The sequence below is a fragment of the Winogradskyella sp. SYSU M77433 genome (assembly GCF_029911945.1).
GTDB lineage: Bacteria > Bacteroidota > Bacteroidia > Flavobacteriales > Flavobacteriaceae > Winogradskyella.
The window spans coordinates 437,790-457,323 of sequence record NZ_JARYTG010000002.1; the positions used below are offsets into that span (position 1 = coordinate 437,790).

At 34.1% G+C, this 19,534-nt stretch carries 16 protein-coding genes; 9 read left to right on the top strand and 7 right to left on the bottom strand.

The features are described from left to right. Positions 1–46 precede the first annotated feature (46 nt). Genes truB through QGM60_RS05325 form a run of 3 tightly spaced genes read right to left on the bottom strand, consistent with a single transcriptional unit; the run spans position 47 to position 2,614 of the window. Complete coding sequence (gene truB, locus QGM60_RS05315; protein WP_281139186.1) at positions 47–745, bottom strand: tRNA pseudouridine(55) synthase TruB; 699 nt, start codon at positions 743–745, stop codon at positions 47–49. After that, positions 746–1,537, bottom strand: a complete 792-nt coding sequence (gene uppP / locus QGM60_RS05320; protein ID WP_281139187.1) for an undecaprenyl-diphosphatase UppP — start codon at positions 1,535–1,537, stop codon at positions 746–748. Positions 1,538–1,591: 54 nt separating this feature from the next. Then, positions 1,592–2,614 (bottom strand): LacI family DNA-binding transcriptional regulator, encoded by a 1,023-nt coding sequence (locus QGM60_RS05325; RefSeq protein ID WP_281139188.1) that lies wholly within the window; start codon positions 2,612–2,614, stop codon positions 1,592–1,594. Positions 2,615–2,734: 120 nt separating this feature from the next. Between QGM60_RS05325 and QGM60_RS05330 the strand changes: the two genes are divergently transcribed. From QGM60_RS05330 to QGM60_RS05345, 4 genes are all read left to right on the top strand, one after another. Further along, positions 2,735–5,401 carry a TonB-dependent receptor gene (locus QGM60_RS05330; protein WP_281139189.1) on the top strand — a complete coding sequence of 889 codons (2,667 nt, stop codon included), beginning with the start codon at positions 2,735–2,737 and terminating at the stop codon, positions 5,399–5,401. 84 nt (positions 5,402–5,485) lie between these two features. Then, positions 5,486–6,796, top strand: coding sequence for a trehalase family glycosidase (locus QGM60_RS05335; protein WP_281139190.1), 1,311 nt, complete (start codon positions 5,486–5,488; stop codon positions 6,794–6,796). A gap of 22 nt (positions 6,797–6,818) precedes the next feature. Beyond that, positions 6,819–8,525 (top strand): sodium/solute symporter, encoded by a 1,707-nt coding sequence (locus QGM60_RS05340; protein ID WP_281139191.1) that lies wholly within the window; start codon positions 6,819–6,821, stop codon positions 8,523–8,525. Between the two features lie 3 nt (positions 8,526–8,528). Continuing rightward, positions 8,529–9,653 carry a glycerate kinase gene (locus tag QGM60_RS05345; protein WP_281139192.1) on the top strand — a complete coding sequence of 375 codons (1,125 nt, stop codon included), beginning with the start codon at positions 8,529–8,531 and terminating at the stop codon, positions 9,651–9,653. A gap of 4 nt (positions 9,654–9,657) precedes the next feature. Here QGM60_RS05345 and QGM60_RS05350 read toward each other — a convergent pair whose 3' ends face one another. Beyond that, a complete protein-coding gene (locus tag QGM60_RS05350; RefSeq protein ID WP_281139193.1) occupies positions 9,658–9,912 on the bottom strand; it encodes a DUF3098 domain-containing protein in 255 nt (84 codons plus the stop codon). 67 nt (positions 9,913–9,979) lie between these two features. Next, positions 9,980–10,858 carry a permease-like cell division protein FtsX gene (locus tag QGM60_RS05355; protein ID WP_281139194.1) on the bottom strand — a complete coding sequence of 293 codons (879 nt, stop codon included), beginning with the start codon at positions 10,856–10,858 and terminating at the stop codon, positions 9,980–9,982. Between the two features lie 127 nt (positions 10,859–10,985). On the opposite strand from QGM60_RS05355, the gene QGM60_RS05360 reads away from it, so the two are divergent. Further along, on the top strand, positions 10,986–13,985 hold the full coding sequence (locus QGM60_RS05360; RefSeq protein WP_281139195.1) for a class I tRNA ligase family protein: 3,000 nt from the start codon (positions 10,986–10,988) through the stop codon (positions 13,983–13,985). A 13-nt stretch (positions 13,986–13,998) separates the two neighbouring features. Continuing rightward, the gene (locus QGM60_RS05365) at positions 13,999–14,358 is read left to right on the top strand and encodes a hypothetical protein (RefSeq protein WP_281139196.1); all 360 of its coding nucleotides are present in this window, start codon (positions 13,999–14,001) and stop codon (positions 14,356–14,358) included. Between the two features lie 184 nt (positions 14,359–14,542). Here QGM60_RS05365 and QGM60_RS05370 read toward each other — a convergent pair whose 3' ends face one another. Beyond that, positions 14,543–14,833 (bottom strand): GIY-YIG nuclease family protein, encoded by a 291-nt coding sequence (locus QGM60_RS05370; protein ID WP_281139197.1) that lies wholly within the window; start codon positions 14,831–14,833, stop codon positions 14,543–14,545. Between the two features lie 375 nt (positions 14,834–15,208). On the opposite strand from QGM60_RS05370, the gene ald reads away from it, so the two are divergent. The 3 genes from ald to QGM60_RS05385 all read left to right on the top strand — a co-directional run bounded on the left by ald (position 15,209) and on the right by QGM60_RS05385 (position 17,916). After that, positions 15,209–16,309, top strand: a complete 1,101-nt coding sequence (gene ald, locus QGM60_RS05375; protein WP_281139198.1) for an alanine dehydrogenase — start codon at positions 15,209–15,211, stop codon at positions 16,307–16,309. Positions 16,310–16,397: 88 nt separating this feature from the next. Further along, on the top strand, positions 16,398–17,093 hold the full coding sequence (locus tag QGM60_RS05380; RefSeq protein WP_281139199.1) for a zinc metallopeptidase: 696 nt from the start codon (positions 16,398–16,400) through the stop codon (positions 17,091–17,093). 106 nt (positions 17,094–17,199) lie between these two features. Further along, entirely contained in the window at positions 17,200–17,916 is a 717-nt protein-coding gene (locus tag QGM60_RS05385; RefSeq protein WP_281139200.1) for a Bax inhibitor-1 family protein, read from the top strand. Positions 17,917–17,981: 65 nt separating this feature from the next. Here the strand turns inward: QGM60_RS05385 and QGM60_RS05390 are convergent, their stop codons facing one another. Then, complete coding sequence (locus tag QGM60_RS05390) at positions 17,982–19,523, bottom strand: ribonuclease E/G (RefSeq protein WP_281139201.1); 1,542 nt, start codon at positions 19,521–19,523, stop codon at positions 17,982–17,984. Between the last annotated feature and the right edge of the window lie 11 nt (positions 19,524–19,534).

Below are 19,534 nucleotides of genomic sequence, written 5' to 3' on the forward strand. Positions count from 1 at the left end.
TATAATAAGGAAATAGATTAAAAGACCCTCTTAAACCGTTGTTAAATCACAGTTTTTCGGGAAGATTCTTTATAAATTCTTCTGGTGTTAGGGCATTTTCAACTGTAAAATCACCTATTCTGGTTCGTCTCAATTCTGATAAATGTGCACCAGAATTTAACGCTTTTCCAAAATCGTGAGCTAAAGAACGAATGTAAGTTCCTTTACTACAAACCACTCTAAATTGAAGTTCAAGATTACTTATTTGGGTAATTTCAAACTCAGTGATTTCAACTTGTCTAGACTTTATCTCAACCTCCTCTCCTGCTCTAGCAAATTCGTAAAGGCGTTTACCATCTTTTTTTATGGCTGAAAACACTGGTGGAAATTGTTCTATCTTACCTATAAATTGCTTTGTAGTATCGTGAATAAGCGTCTCGGTAATATGACCTGTAGGATAGGTATTATCGATTTCAGTTTCTAAATCATACGATGGTGTGGTACTACCTAAAACAAATGTTCCTGTGTATTCTTTTTCCTGACCTTGAAACGTATTGATTTGTTTGGTCATTTTACCAGTACAAATTACTAAAAGACCTGTTGCTAAAGGATCTAAAGTACCTGCATGACCCACTTTTATTTTTTTAATGTTGAAAGCTTGACGGATTTCCCAACGTAGTTTATTAACTGCCTGAAAAGATGTCCAATGCAATGGTTTGTCTATAAGCAAAACTTGGCCTTCTTTATAATCTTCGAGTGTTTTCATTTATAGAAATGACCAAATTACAGCAGTAATTCCTACCAAAATACAATAGATAGCAAAGTAAGATAATTTGCTTTGTTTTACGAGTTTTATCATCCAAGTACAAGCAAACAAACCAGATACAAAAGCGGCAATAAAACCAATACCCAAGGTTGAAAAATTAGCACTATCATAGGTTAGCTCACCTCCTAAAATATCTTTAGCAATTTTACCGAAGATTAGTGGAACAACCATTAAAAATGAGAACCTAGCAGCTTTCGATTTATCATTACCCAATAACACTGAAGTTGAGATTGTAGCACCAGATCTCGAAATACCTGGTAACATAGCAATCGCTTGAGCAATACCAATAACAAAAGCATTTTTATATGATACTTTTTTATTGGTGTCCTTAGCTTTATCAGCTAAAAATAGTAGAATGGCAGTGATGATAAGCATAAAACCGACCAACACAATATTACCTCCAAATAGCTGTTCTAGTTGTTCTTCAAAAAATACACCCACAATTGCTGCAGGTATCATAGAAACAATAATCTTAACTACAAATTGAAGATTTTCGTTCCATTGGAATTTTAGAACATCTTTTATGATTTCGAGAATATCTTTTCTAAAAATTACAATAGTACTTAATGCAGTTGCAAAGTGTAGCACAACGGTAAATAAAAGACTTTCTTTTGGAAGGGAATTATCACCAAGAATTGCTTTTCCCAATTCTAAATGACCACTTGATGACACAGGTAAAAACTCAGTTAGGCCTTGTATAATTCCTAAAACAATTGCATCTATAGTTTCCATGAGATAAAATAACTTATAGTTATTGAAAGTGAACAAAAGTAACTAAAATGAATGTTATATTTTAAAGCTCGAATCTCTAATAATTAAGTTGGTTTTAATCTCTATAGTTTTGTTTACCTGAATTTCGTTAGGATTATTAATTTCCTCTATCAAATATTTTACTGCTGTTGACCCTATTTTCTGTCCTGGCTGGTCTACTGTAGTTAGTTTAGGCTCTATTATTAATGAGTTTAGAGAGTTACTAAAACCCACTACTGCAATATCTTCAGGGATTTTTATATTTATTTTTTTTAAGGTTTTTATAACACCAATTGCTGCCGTATCTGTTATTGCAAAAATTGCATCTGGCTTTTCTTTTAAAGTCAATAATACATTTGTCATTCTTTTACCTTGACGCATAGATATGTCATCTACACTTAAAATAATCTTATCGTCAATTTCAATGCTATTTTCTTTTAGAGCTCGTAAATATCCTTCATATCTCTTCTCTGAATTATAAGAATATTCAGATTCTTTAATTATAGCTATTCTTTTCTTGCCTGTATTTATTAAATGTTCAACCACATTATATGCGGCTTCTTCTTCATTAATAACCACTTGAGTGCAAGGAATTTTATTAGAAGCTTTATCAAAAAGAATTAAAGGTATTGTGTTTAGTACTTTAAGTATATCGTCTACGTCTCTTGTCATCTTTGAAATAGACATTAGTACACCATCTACCCCAAATTGCAGCATTGTGTTAAGCATTTCTGTTTGCTTGTTTACATCATTATTAGACTCAGATACAATAACCCTATACCCTTGCAGTGAGGCCTCCTCAATAATACCTCTTATAAGTGTAGTAGTAAAGTAATGTGTTATGTTGGGCACAATAACGCCTATAATATTACTCTTATGAGATCTGAAGCCTTTAGCAAAAATATTGGGAATATAATTAAGAGACGTAGCTAAATCATTGACCTTTTTTTTTGTCTCCTCACTTATATCTGGATGGTTATTTAGTGCTCTAGAAACCGTAGAAATAGACAGGTTTAATTTTTTTGCTATCTCCTTTAAAGTTATAATTCTTTTTTTCAAAATTAAAAATTTATGCAATCGTTTCCGCAAACGTTTGAGTGAATATTCTATATTTTTTTCATCTTAATATTAAAGATTTAACAATATTTTTACCGAAATAAAAACAAAAATATATAATCAATGAAAAAATCACTACTCACTTATGCGCTTTTTTTCTGTGCATTTGCCGTTTTTTCGCAAACAGAAATCAAAGGTAAAATTACAGATGCATCCAATATGCCAATTATTGGTGCTAACGTTATCATTAAAGGCAGTACATCGGGAGCTGTAACTGATTTTGATGGAAATTTTAGTTTCAACACTAGTTTAACCGGAGAACAAACACTTATTGTTTCGTACATCGGTTTTGAAACTTTTGAAGAAAAAATTAATTGTAATGATGAAATCGTTACTATTAATGTGGTTCTTAAAGAAGGTGGCAACACTTTAGACACAGTGGTACTAACAGCATCATCTACCTTTAGATCACAAAAAGACACGCCTATGTCTATTAGCTCCCTTAAGCAGAAGGATATAACTAAGCTCTCTGCTAACAGTCAAGCTGATGTATTAAGAAGCATACCTGGTATCACAGCCGAAGGTGGTGGTGGAGAAACTGCTACAAACCTTTTTGTAAGAGGATTACCTTCTGGCGGTCAGTATGTATTTAACCCTTTACAGTACGATGGCATGCCATTAATGAGCACGTTTGGTCTTAATTCTTCTGCTCACGATGTATATGCAAGACCAGATATTGGGTTTAAAGGTGTAGAATTTGTAAGAGGTGGCGCTGCTGTTTTATATGGCGCTGGTTCTGTTGCAGGTATAATTAACTACACAAGTAAAACTGGTGACACTAATGATGAAAATGTCCTAAACTTAGAATATGGTACCGACGGTAGATTGAAAACAGAGTTTTATTCAGGAGGACAACTCGGTAGTGAAGACTCAAACACTTATTACGCAATTACTGGTTTTTTAAGAAAAGATGAAGGTCCTATTGATACTGGCTTAGACACTCGTGGGTTTCAATTAAGAGCAAATATTAAACAAAAATTTGAAAATGGTTCACTTACAATTCACGGTCAATTTATAAATGATAGAGCACAATTCTTTATGCCTTTACCATTACAAGGTGGCTCTAGAGATAGACTTGCTGGGAACGATGGTGATGATGTAGAATCATTATTATCTGGTGAGCTTGCTAATACTTCATTTTTAACACCAGGTGGCGTTTACGAAAGTCCTATTGGTGATGGAGTTTATACTAAAGGTGGTTACTTATTGGCTGACTTTAATTACAATTTAGATGACAATTTAAAATTCAAATCAAAGGTAAAATATGCTAACTATAAGCACAATTTTGCACTTTATGTTGGTGGAAACGGAAATTATGGAAACCCAATTGCATTATCAGACTATGTAGAAGCGGTTGCTCCAGAAAACACTAATTACATAGCTAATTACCAAGGTGGTTCTGGTGCTCAAATAAATGGTAATGATATGGTAATTGAAAACTTACATATCGACAGATTAAGACCAATGACAGATTATTCTGGTGAGGCAAATCTTATTTTAAACTCAGACAATGGTATACATACCTATACTGTAGGTACATTTTTAGCACGTACTGAAGCTGAAGATGTTAACTACCAATACAGAGTACTTTCGGAATTCAATAACAACCCTCGTTTAGTAAACTTAAGTTATACTGATGCAGGAGGTGCTAATGTAATTTATTCTCAAGGCGGTTTATACAATAGAATTGGTATGACAGCCAATAACTTTTTAGAGCAAAGCAGAACAGCATTTTATATTACAGATGAAATGGTATTTGATAAATGGCGCTTTGATGTAGGTCTAAGAATCGAATCAACTAAAGGGACATTTAGAAAAGGTAATTTGGTAGAGAGCCAAGTGTATACAGATACCGAATTAACTAGTGACTTGCAAAATGTAAGATTTACAGATGGTACTTATACAACTGGTGAAATTGAAGCAACGGACTGGGCTTTATCCTTAGCAGGTCTATATGAATTAACAGAATCCACAAACTTATATGCCAACTTTTCTAGAGGCTTCTTTTTTCCTCAGCAACGTGGTTTTGCACCAACACCAGGAATTAGAAATACTAATTATGATGCAGAAACTATTATACAAGGTGAGTTAGGTGCTAAGTTTGGTACGTCTAAATTCTCTGGTTCTGTTGCGGCATACTATGTAGGTCTAAGTGATCGTATTCGTATAGATCAAGCAATAGTAAACGGCGAGTTAGTAGATCAAGGTCGTAGCGAACAATCTACAAAAACTTTAGGTTTAGAAGCTACAGCAAACTACAGATTTACAAATGCACTCTCTGCATCTGCAACGCTAACTTATCAAAATCATGAAATTACTACCAACCAAACAGAAGATTTAGTAAATGGTGGCATTACAACGATTAACGAAGGAAATGAAATCGGAAGACAACCAAACTTTTTAGGATCCTTTGGATTAAATTATGATAACCAAAAACTTGATGCACTGTTTTCTCTTAACCATACAGGAGCAAAGTTTACTGACGATACTAACAATGTAGAATTAGATGCTATAACTATAGCAAGATTAGGTGCTGGCTATACTTTTGAAACAAAAGGGAATAATAGCTTAAGAGTTGGTTTCTCTGTATTTAACTTATTTGATAGCATTGGGCTTACCGAAGGAAATCCTAGAGCAGGTATTGCAGGGCAATCTGCCGATGGAGATTTCTTTTATGGGCGCCCTATTTTACCACGAAGATTTTTCTTAACCACTACATTTAATTTTTAAGATTGATTGATTGATTCTGAAAGCATTGACCTCTCATTAGTGTCAATGCTTTCTTTATATACAATTTTCACTTCTACCATAATTATGACACAAAAAGATTTAAAAGAACAAGCAAAAAAAGTGCTTAATGCAAACTTTAATGAAGATAAAGGATTTACCATTCCTTGCGAAGGTTTATATCCTTTTCAATGGAACTGGGATTCTGGTTTTATAGCTATAGGCTACGCGCACTATGATGTAAATAAAGCAAAACGAGAAATAGAAGCGCTATTAAGTGCACAATGGGAAAATGGATTTCTACCTCACATTGTTTTTCATAACGATAGCGACACCTATTTCCCTGGAGCAGACTTTCATCAATCCAGTTTACATCCACTAGCTTCAAAAACCCATAAGACAACTGGTATGACGCAACCTCCTGTTTTAGGGTTTGTATTAAAGGAGATCTACGACATCGTTGAGGATAAAGCAGATATGATAAGCTTTATAAAACACAATATTGACAAAGTTTTTCATAACCATGCGCATTTTTATACTCACAGAGACCCAAACAAAGAAGGCTTAGTTTATATTTATCATAACTGGGAATCGGGTACCGACAACTCACCTATTTGGGATGATATTTGGGATACTTTTACCCCTCCTAATTACACATTTGAAAGAATGGATACCACTCATGTAGATGCTGCACAGAGACCAACAAACAGAGAATATGATTACTACCTAAACCTTATAGAGATTGCCAAAGAATATAATTACGATGATGCTAAGATTACTGAGTTATCACCTTTTCTAGTCCAAGATCCTTTATTTAACGCAATACTTATTAAATCTAATGCAGCTTTAATAGAATTATATGAAATTATAGGAGATTCTAAAGAAAAAATCGACATTTTAAAAGCATGGCAAGAAAAAGCAATAACTAGATTTAATGAGAAACTTTATAATGAAAAATTAGGTGGTTATGTACATTACGATTTAAGAAACGAAAAACAAATTGAATTTTTATCATCATCTTCATTCACACCACTTTTTGCTCAAATACCAGATAATGCTAGAGCTGAAAGATTAATGAAAAACTTAACCAACAAATTTAAAGGAAACGATAAATTCCTTTGCTCTTCTTTTGATCCTGATAGCGATAGATTTAATCCTAAAAAATATTGGAGAGGACCAATCTGGATCAACTTAAATTGGCTTCTCTACAAAGGCTTAAACAACTACAAATACAAAAATTTAGCAGAGACCGTAAAAGAAGATTCTATTACGCTTATAAAACGCTATGGTTTTTATGAGTATTTTGATGCAAGAAAATCTATTACAGAAAATGCTGGTTATGGTGGCAACAATTTTTCTTGGAGTGCAGCTTTGTTGCTAGATTTATTAAAAGATTAAGAACGCTAAATAAATTGCCTTAATGAATTGGTTAGATTATACAATTATAATTGTTTATCTCATAGGGTTTATAGCTATGGGTTATTTCTTTAAAGAAAATAAAGATTCTAAAGATTATTTTCTTGGAGGAAAGAGTTTAGGTTGGTTCCCACTTAGCTTATCAACTATGGCGACCCAATTATCTGCTATAAGCTTTATATCAGCACCTGCCTTTGTAGGCTTAAAAGCAGACGGTGGTTTAAAATGGTTAACTTTTGAGTTTGGTGTTCCTTTAGCAATGATTGGCATAATGTTTTTCATAATTCCACCTTTATACAAATCTGGTATTGTTAGTATTTATGAGTATTTAGAGTGTCGATTTTCTAAATCTACTCGAAAATTAATTAGTGTTGTTTTTCAAATCAGTAGAGCTTTAGGGACCGGAGTTATGGTATTTACTATGGCATTAATTATTCAAGCTGTAGTAGGCATAAGTTTTCATTGGACGTTAATTATTATAAGCATTGTAACATTAATATATTCGTATCAAGGTGGTATGAAAGCTGTAGTTTGGGGAGATGCTATACAAATGATCATTCTCTTTTCTGGATTAATTATTTGTCTTATCGTTGGCTATTCCTTAATGAGTGAAACCGGAACTTTTAAAGGGTTTAATACCGAAAGACTTCAAGTAATAGATTTGTCTAATCTAGGAATTTTTCAAGGTGAAGAATATGGCTTCTGGCCAATGCTTTTAGGTGGTTTGTTTTTATATCTGTCTTATTACGGTACAGATCAAACCCAAGCACAACGTTTATTATCGGCTAAAGATGAAAGTACTATTAGAAAGCTATTAATGGCTAACGGACTATTGCGATTTCCAGTAGTATTGGTGTATTGTATTATGGGATTAATTATTGGTTATTTGGTAAGTAATATCCCAGAATTTTATCAAAGCATACAAGAAACCACACGTGTACATTATCCTGCAGAATACGGAGCTTCAGGGATTAAACCAGATTTAATGATGCCTGTATTTATTACTAAATATTTACCAAATGGATTAATAGGTATTTTAATGGTTGGTATCTTATCTGCTGCAATGTCATCATTAAGTTCTACAATTAATTCTTTAAGTGCAGTAACAATAGAAGATTTTTTTAACAGTGGTAAAACCAAACTTTCCGAAAAAAGGTACATGTTTTTATCAAAAGGACTTGTTGTATTTTGGGGTGTAGTTTGCATACTTGCAGCTTACCTTTTTGGTAATAGCCAAAGTACAGTTATCGAGTTAATCAATGCTATTACCTCTTTATTTTATGGACCAATATTAGCAGCATTCGTGATTGCCATTTTTCTAAGAAAAGTAAATCATATTGGAATGAATGCAGCCATAATAACATCGGTTGCGGTTAACCTAATTTTTAAATATTTACCAGAATTGGTTTACTTTTTTAGTCAAGGTCATTTTTATTCAGGAGAAACTTCTATCCATTTAGTATTAGAAAATTTAGGCTTTAGCAATGTCCCAGATATTTTTTGGATTTGGTACAATTTAACAGGATTTATTATAGCCATATTTATAGCAATTCTAGTGAGTAAGTTAACACATAAAGTACCTGCAAAACAAGTTGGCATGTCCTATATAGTTAGTTTAAAAGGTTTATTTAAAAAAGAGAGTATAATCCTTGTTTCCTTTTTCATTTTTATTCTAATCGCAAGTACACTTTTACCTAATATTTTAAGCTAGGAAATGAAAATTATATTAGCACCAGATAAATATAAAGGCTCATTGACAGGTATAGAGTTTTGTAATATCGTAGCACCAATTTTTAAACAAACCATCAATGCAGAGGTTCTTAACGTACCTTTAGCAGATGGTGGTGATAGTACTATAGAAGTTGTTAATTATTACCTTAACGGAGACACAATAGAAGTCGAAGTTAATAATCCAGTATTTAATAAGGTAAAGGCAAACTATTTATATGCTCAAGCTTCTAAAACTGCATTTATAGAAATGGCTGAAGCATCTGGGTTAAAACTTTTAAAATCACACGAACAAAATTGTAGACATACCTCAACATTCGGCACAGGACAATTAATTTTAGATGCGATTAATAAAGGTGCAAAGCACATTATACTAGGAATTGGAGGAAGTGCTACGAACGACTGTGGCATTGGTATGGCTACGGCTTTGGGCTATCGTTTTTTAGATGAAACCAATACAGAAGTTAAACCAATAGGCAACGAGTTAATTAAGATTAAAACCATCGACGATTCTAATGTAGATCCGCGATTAAAATCGGTAGCAATTCAAATAGCTTGTGATGTTACAAACCCACTTTATGGACTTAATGGTGCTGCTTATGTTTACGCAAAACAAAAGGGTGCTTCAAATAGTGATATTGAATTCTTAAACCAAGGACTTCAAAGTTTTTCAAAAATTTTAGAAGACCATTTCAATGTAAATATTCAAGAAATTGCAGGAGCAGGAGCAGCTGGGGGAATGGGAGCAGGTTGTATTACTTTTTTAAACGGAACACTATCACCTGGAATAGAATTAGTAAAGCAAATAGCTAATTTTAACACAAAAATAGACAACGCAGATTGGATTATTACTGGCGAAGGCAAACTAGATAGCCAAACACTTTCAGGAAAAGCAATAGATGGTATTTTAAAATCTGTAAAACCAAAAGGGATTAAAGTGGCAACATTTTGTGGTAGCGTAGATTTAAGCCCTAAAGAGCTTCTTAATATGGGAATCGATTACAGTGCATCAGTTATCGATAGAGCAAGAAATCTTGAAGATGCCTTAACAAACACAAAGCAATATTTATCCGAAATTGCCAAAGATTTTGCAACTAAAACGAAAAGGTAACTTATTATTTTTTATTCGGATTTAAAAGAATAGCATAAACTTCAATACCAAAACCAATAAGCACAAGTGTTGGTGCCAATCGAATACGTCTCCAACTAAAAACATCAGGATTCCAAACATTAGGATCGTCACTACCACCACCAGACATTAAAATAAAACCAAGTATAATAATCGCTAAACCTATCAGCATAAATTTGTAGTTCTTTTTCCCGAAGATAAAATCAGACTTTGTAGCTTCTTTACGTTTTTGTTCGCCCATACTAGTTTAGTTTGTTATTGCAAAGTAACAGTTTTATTTAAAAGTTCTGCGTTAAGAGAATCTAAATTTAATAATACAACTGATCCGTTTTCAAATTCAAGAAACGTTGCGTCGCGATAAAGGTACTAATCCAAGTGATGACGATTCCTAAAAGGAATATCCCAACAAAGAGCACCACGATTAACACCATGTTTCTGAGCAATTCTAATTCTGGGAATGTTATATCCAAATAATACAATACTATTCCCATACCAATTAAAGCAACAATAGCACCAATAATTCCTAATTGAACACTTTTCCAAACAAATGGTCTGCGGATAAAACTCTTTGTTGCACCAACCATTTGCATGGTTTTAATGATAAATCGTTTAGAATATACGGCTAAACGTATAGAACTGTTAATCAGCAATACTGCAATCAACGTAAATACAGCACTTATAATAAGAACCCAAACTGTGATTTTTTTCACGTTATCATTCATCAATTCTACCAAATCGTTATCGTATCGTATTTCTTCAATAAAGCTTTTGTTAGAAAGACTCTCGGTAATTTCAGTAAGTTTTTCAGTCGTTACGTAATCGGCCTTTAAGTACACATCAATGGAATTCTTCAACGGATTATAGCCTACAAAATCCATAAAATCCTCACCTGTTTCAGCTTTCATAAGTTCGGCGGCTGCTTCCTTAGAAACATATTCAGCTTCTTTGGTATACTCAGCCATAGCCAAGCTTTTCTTTAACTGATTGACTTCAACATCCTTGGCCGTATCATTCAGGTAAATCGTCATTACCACTTGCTCTCTAAAATGATCAGCTACTTTTTTAGAATTGATAACCAACAAGCCCAAACATCCCAAAAGAAACAAGACCAATGCAATACTGATAACTACAGATACATATGAAGATATTAATTTTCGCTTTTGGTACTTATCAAAAGATGATGCCATGGATTAATTCGGATTTAAGATGTAAAAATAATAAAGAAATTTCTTTAGTTGAACATTACAACGTTTAGTTTTTAATTCTGTTGTAATACCACTAAATTTGTGCCTTTATTACAAGGAACTAAAACTGATGAAATACAATTTCAACGACATAGAAAAAAAGTGGCAAGATCACTGGGCAAAAAACCAAACATTTAAAGCCGAAAACAACTCGGACAAACCAAAGTACTACGTACTAGATATGTTTCCTTACCCAAGTGGAGCTGGTTTGCATGTTGGGCATCCGTTAGGTTACATTGCCAGCGATATTTATGCACGTTACAAGCGTCATAAAGGGTTTAACGTATTGCATCCTCAAGGCTATGACTCTTTTGGTTTGCCTGCAGAACAGTATGCGATACAAACGGGTCAGCACCCACGCATTACCACTGAAGAAAATATAACAACCTACCGTCGTCAGTTAGACCAAATCGGATTTTCATTCGATTGGTCTCGCGAAGTCCGTACCTCAGATCCTAAATATTACAAGTGGACACAGTGGATTTTCATTCAACTGTTCAACTCTTGGTATAATAATGAGTCTAATAAAGCAGATGATATTGCTGATCTTATCAAGATTTTTGAAACTGAAGGTAATACCAATGTAAATGCTGCTTGCGATGAAGACACACCAAACTTCTCTGCTGCAGAATGGCAAGACTTTTCAGAAGTTGAAAAACAAGATATCCTTTTAAAATACAGATTGACTTATTTGGCAGAAACCGAAGTGAATTGGTGTCCTGCTTTAGGAACCGTTTTAGCCAATGATGAAATTGTAAATGGTGTTTCTGAGCGTGGAGGTCATCCTGTAATAAGAAAGAAAATGACACAATGGAGTATGCGTATTACTGCTTATGCGGAACGTTTACTTCAAGGGTTAGAAACTATAGATTGGACAGATTCACTAAAAGAAAGCCAACGTAACTGGATTGGAAAATCGGTTGGTGCGTCAGTGACTTTCAATGTGAATAATCATGATGAAACTATCGAAGTATTCACCACACGTCCTGATACCATTTTTGGAGTTAGTTTTATGACTTTAGCACCGGAGCACGATTTGGTATCAAAAATTACAACCCCAGAACAAAAAGAAGCTGTTAACGCGTATGTTGAAGCTACAGCAAAACGTAGTGAGCGCGACCGTATGGCAGATGTAAAAACCATTTCTGGTGTGTTTACAGGAGCTTATGCTGAGCACCCATTTACTAAAGAACCAATTCCAATTTGGATTGGAGACTATGTATTGGCAAGCTATGGTACTGGTGCTGTAATGGCTGTACCTTGTGGAGACCAACGCGACTATGATTTTGCCAAGCATTTTGATATTGCTATTCCAAATATTTTTGAAGGTGTAGATATTGCTGAAGAAGCGTACGCATCAAAAGACAACGTAAAAATTGCCAATAGTGATTTCCTTAATGGCATGAACTATAAAAAAGCCACCAAGCGCGCCATTTTTGAATTGGAACAAATTGGGCAAGGTGAAGGCAAAACCAACTATAGATTGCGCGATGCTGTATTTAGTCGTCAGCGTTATTGGGGCGAACCATTCCCTGTATATTACAAAGATGGCATGCCACAAATGATTGATGCCAAGCATTTGCCATTAACCCTTCCTGAAGTTGAAAAATATCTACCAACCGAAACTGGAGAACCACCATTAGGAAATGCTACAACATGGGCTTGGGATACCGCAACTAATGCCGTTGTAGATAATGATAAGATTGATAGCAAAACGGTTTTTCCACTAGAGTTAAACACTATGCCAGGTTGGGCAGGAAGTTCGCAATACTTTAACCGCTATATGGATCCGCATAATGATGAAGCTATTTTTTCTCAAGAAGCGGTGAATTATTGGCAACAAGTAGACTTGTATATTGGTGGAAGTGAACATGCTACTGGTCACCTACTCTACTCACGTTTTTGGCAAAAATTTATGTTCGATAAAGGTTTAGTACCTGTTGATGAATTTGCAAAAAAACTGATTAACCAAGGAATGATACTTGGGACTAGTGCAATTGCCTACAGATTACACTATTCTGGTACAAACCACAATGGTACTTTACAATTAGAGGTAGGGTCTAACGTTTATGTATCATTAAGCATTATAGAAAGTTTAAGAGAAGGGTCTAGCTACAAAAGGGTTCATAAAAATGATAATAATCCACTTTTAAAAGAACTTATTAAGTATCTTAAAAGAGATCTATCAATAGATTCAGATGTTGAGATCTCAGAAGTACAAATTGCACCAATAAGAATTGATGTTAATATTGTTAATTCATCTGATGAAGTTGATTTAGATAGATTAAGAGCTTGGCAACCACAATTTAAAGATGCTGAATTCATATTAGAAGACGGTAAATATATAGTAGGAAGAGAGGTTGAAAAAATGTCAAAACGTTGGTTCAACGTTGTTAATCCAGATAACATTTGTAAAGAATACGGAGCAGACAGTTTACGTCTTTACGAAATGTTCCTTGGTCCATTAGAGCAATACAAACCTTGGAACACAGCTGGTATTACTGGTGTTCACGGGTTTTTAAAGAAGCTGTGGAGATTATTCCACCAAGGAGAAAATGGAACATTTTACGTCACGAGTGAGAGTTCTCCCCCTTCGGGGAAGTTAGATGGGGCTTCTCTTAAAACCCTCCATAAAACCATTAAAAAGGTGGAGGAAGACATCGAGAATTTCTCGTTCAATACGTCTGTATCGACATTTATGATTGCGGTTAACGAGCTTACAGCACAAAAGTGTACAAGCAAAGAAATCTTAGAACCGTTATTAGTTTTAATTTCACCTTATGCTCCACATATCGCTGAAGAATTATGGGAACAACTAGGACATACAGCATCTATTTCTACAGCTTCATTCCCTAAATTTGAAGAAAAGCATTTGGTAGAAAGTTCTAAAGATTACCCTATTTCTTTTAATGGCAAAATGCGTTTTACGCTAGAATTACCATTAGATATGAGTAAAGACGAGATTGAAAAAACAGTTTTAGCTCACGATAAAACACAAGAACAATTACAAGGTCGTACTCCTAAAAAGGTCATTGTGGTACCTGGTAAGATTGTAAATATAGTAGGATAGAAAATTACTTCTAATGAAATTAAGGCTAAATAGAAAAAACACCATTGGTTTAATTTTCTTTTTAGCCTTTATTATTAGTATATCCCTCATCTTTCAATTTGAAAAGCGTTTCTCAGCAGAAGACTGGAAAGCTAATCCAACTTCAAGACACAAAATGATTGATGATCTTATTGAATCTCATGTGTTATTAGGAAAATCAAAATTCGAAGTTCTAGAAATTTTAGGAGAGCCAAATTCAATACTACAAAACAAGAGAGACATTATCCTCTACAACATTGGAAGAGCACCAAGTTTTAATGAACAGCAAGAAGATCAGTTATTAGTTGAGTTTTTTGAAGATACCGTTATTTTGGTGTCTTTGGCAATAGAGTAAGTGTTTTATTAATTTTTAAAAACTGACTTATTACAATTTGAGCTTAAATCTTAGATGCTATAGAACATATTACATCTCGATACATTATGCTCGTACCTCTCAAAACATACGATGTGACGTGCTAAATGTTTTCGGTTTACGTCAGTTCGAGTGAAATCGCCATAAGCGATTTTGTATCGAGAACTTATTTAAACTTCTTTTTAGCTAGATTTTGTAGTTTTTCAAACTCATTACTAATTAAAGCTTCTTTTTTAGCTCTCGACCATTTTTTAATTTGCTTTTCTGTTTGAATAGCAAGATTGATATCCGTAAATTCAGAATAAAAAACCAGCTCAATAGGCCTTCTAGAATATGTGTAACTCTCTACATATCTAACTAGACGATGTTCCACTATTCTTTGTTCTAGATTAGAAGTAATACCAATATAATAGCTGTTATCAGAGCACTTAAGAATGTAGACATACGATAATTTCATTTTTAAATATAAGATTTCTTAGCATACTAGGTCTTAATACTGTTTAGCATCTCGATACATTTTGTTCATGCTTCACAAAACACTCGATGTGACGTACTGGATATTTTCGGTTCACGTCAGTTCGAGTGAAATCGCCATAAGCGATTTTGTATCGAGAACCAAAATGCTATTTATAACTATTCACTTCATCGAAGCAATAAGACATTAGTCTAATAACGTATTTTTCTAAAAATGAGCATTTTATTGAGTTTTTTTCAAAAAAAGCTTTCCATAATAATAATTCCGAAAAAATGACTTCAGCTTCATATCGAAATTTGCATAGCTTAATTTTTTAATAGTACTTCACATAGCTGTTAATCTCAAAATCTACTTGATATGAAAATCGGAGTTCCAAAAGAAATTAAAAACAACGAAAACCGCGTTGGTATGACACCAGCCGGAGTTTACGAACTTATAAAAAACGGTCATACCGTTTATGTGCAAAAAGAAGCCGGCTTTGGAAGCGGCTTTTTTGATTTAGATTACATTGATGTTGGTGCTATTGTCTTAGATACAATTGAAGAAGTTTATGCGTCTTCAGAGATGATTGTAAAAGTAAAAGAGCCTATTGCTGAAGAGTACCCACTAATTAAACCGCATCATGTCGTATTTACTTATTTTCACTTTGCTTCTAGCGAAACCTTAACCAAGGCTATGCTAAAAAGCAAGGCGGTATGTATTGCTTACGAAACCGTTGAGGACAAAGATGGCTCATTACCATTATTAACTCCGATGTCTGAAGTTGCAGGACGTATGGCTATTCAGCAAGGTGCTAAATACCTTGAAAAACCAATTAAAGGTCGTGGTGTTTTATTAGGCGGAGTTCCTGGTGTACCTCCTGGACGTGTTTTGGTTTTAGGAGCAGGTGTTGTTGGTATTCAAGCCGCTAAAATGGCAGCTGGTCTTGGTGCGCATGTAACCATCATGGATATAAACATGAAACAATTACGTTATGTCAATGATGTTATGCCTAACCATGTTGTTACTGAATTTTCAAGTGAATATAATATTAGAAAACGCATAAAAGATCACGATTTAATTGTTGGTGGTGTACTTCTCAAAGGTGCCAAAGCTCCTAATTTAATTACCAGAGACATGTTAAAGGAAATGCGACCTGGAACCGTTATTGTTGACGTTGCAGTAGACCAAGGAGGCTGTGTAGAAACTACAAAACCAACAACGCATGAAGATCCAACATATATCATTGATGATGTTGTACATTATTGTGTAGCTAATATGCCTGGAGCAGTACCTTATACGTCTACATTAGCATTAACCAATGTTACTTTACCTTACGTCATCCGATTGGCTAATGAAGGTTGGGAAAAAGCATGTAAAAAAGATTCTACTCTTGAAAAAGGTCTTAATGTCGTTAAAGGAAAAATTGTTTATGAAGAAATTGCTGAAGCTTTCAACTGGTCTGTTGATGCTATGTAATAACCAGACTGACAAAATTTCTTAACTCAAATTTGGCTTACTCTTTGCTATTCATTTAGTAAATTTACAATAGTTAAAATTAGAAATTATGTTAGGATATTATATATTGATTGGTGCGATAGCACTGGTAAGTTGGTTAGTAAGTAATCAATTAAAACGAAAGTTTGCTAAATATTCCAAAGTGCAATTGCGCAACGGTATGAGTGGTCGTGAGATTGCTGAAAAAATGTTAGCAGATAATGGTATTTATGATGTTGAAGTGATTTCAACACCTGGTCAACTTACAGATCATTACAACCCAAAAAACAAAACAGTAAATTTAAGTGAAGCTGTTTACAATCAGCGTAACGCTGCAGCTGCAGCTGTTGCTGCTCATGAATGTGGCCATGCTGTACAACATGCACAAGCTTATAGCGCTTTAGGCATGCGATCAGCGTTGGTACCTATAGTAAGCGTGACTTCAGGTATGTCTCAATGGCTAGTGATTGGTGGACTAATTCTTGGAGCTGCTGCAGGAGTTGGATTGGGTTACTGGATTGCCGTTGCAGGTTTAGTCTTTATGGCATTTGCAACACTATTTAGCTTTATAACACTTCCTGTAGAATATGACGCTAGTAACAGAGCTTTAGCTTGGCTTAAAGCAAAAAACATTGTAACACCAGAAGAATACAAAGGTTCTGAAGATGCTTTAAAATGGGCAGCAAGAACTTATCTGGTAGCAGCAATTGGTGCTTTAGCTTCTTTATTATACTGGGCACTTCAAGTGTTTGGCGGAAGAGATTAAAAAGAACATATTTTAAACAAAAAATCAAAAGCTCTGAGAAATCAGGGCTTTTTTTATTAGTCTAGTAAATAAATACTTACATTGCAATAAACAAAACCAATCATTTATGGAAAATCAAATGCCAAATCAATTACCAGAACGTGTTATGGTAAGTAGCCTATCTGAAGTAGATCGTGCTGCCTTTTATAGAAAAACCTATGCACATGTTGCTGGTGGAGTCTTAGTCTTTATTCTTTTCGAATATTTATTATTACAAAGTGATACTGTTGTAGAGTTTATGTTCTCTATGACCGAAGGCTACAAATGGCTATTATTATTAGGAGGTTTTATGTTAGCTACAAATTATGCTGAAGGCATGGCTCTAAAAACCACAGATAGAAATATGCAATATTTAGCCTATGGTATTTACATATTTTTTGAAGCTTTAATTTTCGTTCCTATGATTGCAATAGCTGCATTTTATATGGATTCTGGACCAGAAATATTGAACCAAGCAGCCATAGTGACTTTAGCTTTATTTACAGGACTCTCTGCTGCTGTATTACTAACTAAAAAAGACTTTTCATTCTTAAAAACTGGATTAACCATTGGTTTCTTTATAGCAATAGGGCTTATTATTGCTGGAACATTATTCGGTTTTAATCTTGGTTTATGGTTTTCTGTAGCAATGTGTTTATTGGCAGGAGGAAGTATATTATATCAAACCTCTAACCTAGTTAATAAGTACTCTGAAGACCAATATGTGCCAGCTGCTTTAGGTCTATTTGCTGCACTTATGTTACTATTCTGGTATATTCTAAGAATCTTTATGTCTAGAGATTAACACTTTTAAAACTTACAAATAAAAAAAGCCCAACTGAAATTTCAGTTGGGCTTTTCTAATAGATATTATTTGATTTTGTTACCATCTTTGTCATAAAAATGATATTCAAGATATGTGTAAGCATCTCTAGGTAAAACTTTTACCCATTTTTTGTGTTCAAAAAACCATTTTGAACGGATTGATGGAACACCTTTAGTTAAAAAGGCTGCTATAAAAGGATGTGCATTTAAGGTTACCTTTTTATAGTCTCTTTTAAAAATCCTTTCGAGGTCTTGTTTGATGCGCTCTACTACTTTAATTGGAGCTTCAATTTCTTCACCTACCAAATTAGGATTTTCTTCTTTTGTTTTAATATTGCGTTCTGGCCTAACGCGCTGTCTGGTTATTTGCACTAAACCAAACTTACTCGGCGGCAATATCTTATGCTTTGCTTTATCATCTTTCATTTCGTCACGAAGATGATTGTAAAGTTTTCTTCTGTTTTCTGCTTTGCCCATATCAATAAAATCGACTACAATAATGCCTCCCATATCACGTAAACGTAATTGGCGAGCAATTTCTGTAGCAGAAATTAAATTTACTTCTAAAGCAGTGTCTTCTTGGTTTTTCTCTTTATTAGAGCGGTTACCACTGTTAACATCTATAACATGGAGTGCTTCGGTGTGTTCTATAACAAGGTAAGCTCCTTTTGCCATAGAAACGGTTCGTCCGAATGACGTTTTAATTTGGCGTTCGATACCAAATTTTTCAAAAATAGGGACTCCATTTTTATAGTACTTAACTATAGACTCTTTTTTCGGTGCAATTTGTTGCACGTAATCTTTTACTTGGATGTACAATTCTTCGTCATCTACAACAATGGCAGAAAATGAATCATTAAAAATATCTCTTAGAATAGAAGAGGCTTTGTTCATTTCACCCAAAACTTTTGTAGGATGGTGCGCTTTGTACAACTTTTTACACATTGCTGTCCATCTATCCAGCAAATTTTGTAAATCAGAATCTAGCTCAGCAACTTTTTTCCCTTCGGCCACAGTACGAATAATAACTCCAAATCCTTTTGGTGTTATACTCTTTACAAGTCTTTTTAAACGGTCTTTTTCTTCCTGCGATTCAATTTTCTGAGAAATAGAAATTCTGTTAGAAAAAGGCACCAAGACAATGTACCTACCTGCAATAGACAATTCTGAACTAATGCGAGGCCCTTTAGTGGAAATAGGTTCTTTTACTACTTGTACTAGTATTGACTGGTTGGATTTGATAGCATTAGCTATACTGCCGTGCTTATCTAGATCCTTTTCCATAGGAAAGTTCTTGAGCGTATAATCTCTTAATTTTCCTGTGCTTACACGCTTAATGAATTTTAAAAGTGAAGGTAATTGTGGTCCAAGATCATGATAGTGTAAAAAACCATCTTTTTCGTATCCTACATTAACAAATGCAGCATTAAGACCAGAAACAACTTTGCGAATTTTAGCGATAAAAATATCACCTACCTCAAAATTGTTATCTTCTTCATCTTTATGTAATTCAATAAGTTTTCCATCTTTTAATAAGGCAAAATCAACAATATCTGAACTCGATCTTACGATTAATTCTTTGTTCATAATGTTAATTT

Coding starts and splice junctions, on each gene's coding strand:
- QGM60_RS05335 (WP_281139190.1), top strand. CDS start 5,486: ATGACACAAAAAGATTTAAAAGAACAAGCAAAAAAAGTGCTTAATGCA.
- QGM60_RS05345 (WP_281139192.1), top strand. CDS start 8,529: ATGAAAATTATATTAGCACCAGATAAATATAAAGGCTCATTGACAGGT.
- ald (WP_281139198.1), top strand. CDS start 15,209: ATGAAAATCGGAGTTCCAAAAGAAATTAAAAACAACGAAAACCGCGTT.
- QGM60_RS05390 (WP_281139201.1), bottom strand. CDS start 19,523: ATGAACAAAGAATTAATCGTAAGATCGAGTTCAGATATTGTTGATTTT.
- QGM60_RS05365 (WP_281139196.1), top strand. CDS start 13,999: ATGAAATTAAGGCTAAATAGAAAAAACACCATTGGTTTAATTTTCTTT.
- QGM60_RS05330 (WP_281139189.1), top strand. CDS start 2,735: ATGAAAAAATCACTACTCACTTATGCGCTTTTTTTCTGTGCATTTGCC.
- QGM60_RS05340 (WP_281139191.1), top strand. CDS start 6,819: ATGAATTGGTTAGATTATACAATTATAATTGTTTATCTCATAGGGTTT.
- QGM60_RS05385 (WP_281139200.1), top strand. CDS start 17,200: ATGGAAAATCAAATGCCAAATCAATTACCAGAACGTGTTATGGTAAGT.
- QGM60_RS05380 (WP_281139199.1), top strand. CDS start 16,398: ATGTTAGGATATTATATATTGATTGGTGCGATAGCACTGGTAAGTTGG.
- QGM60_RS05370 (WP_281139197.1), bottom strand. CDS start 14,833: ATGAAATTATCGTATGTCTACATTCTTAAGTGCTCTGATAACAGCTAT.
- QGM60_RS05350 (WP_281139193.1), bottom strand. CDS start 9,912: ATGGGCGAACAAAAACGTAAAGAAGCTACAAAGTCTGATTTTATCTTC.
- uppP (WP_281139187.1), bottom strand. CDS start 1,537: ATGGAAACTATAGATGCAATTGTTTTAGGAATTATACAAGGCCTAACT.
- QGM60_RS05355 (WP_281139194.1), bottom strand. CDS start 10,858: ATGGCATCATCTTTTGATAAGTACCAAAAGCGAAAATTAATATCTTCA.
- truB (WP_281139186.1), bottom strand. CDS start 745: ATGAAAACACTCGAAGATTATAAAGAAGGCCAAGTTTTGCTTATAGAC.
- QGM60_RS05360 (WP_281139195.1), top strand. CDS start 10,986: ATGAAATACAATTTCAACGACATAGAAAAAAAGTGGCAAGATCACTGG.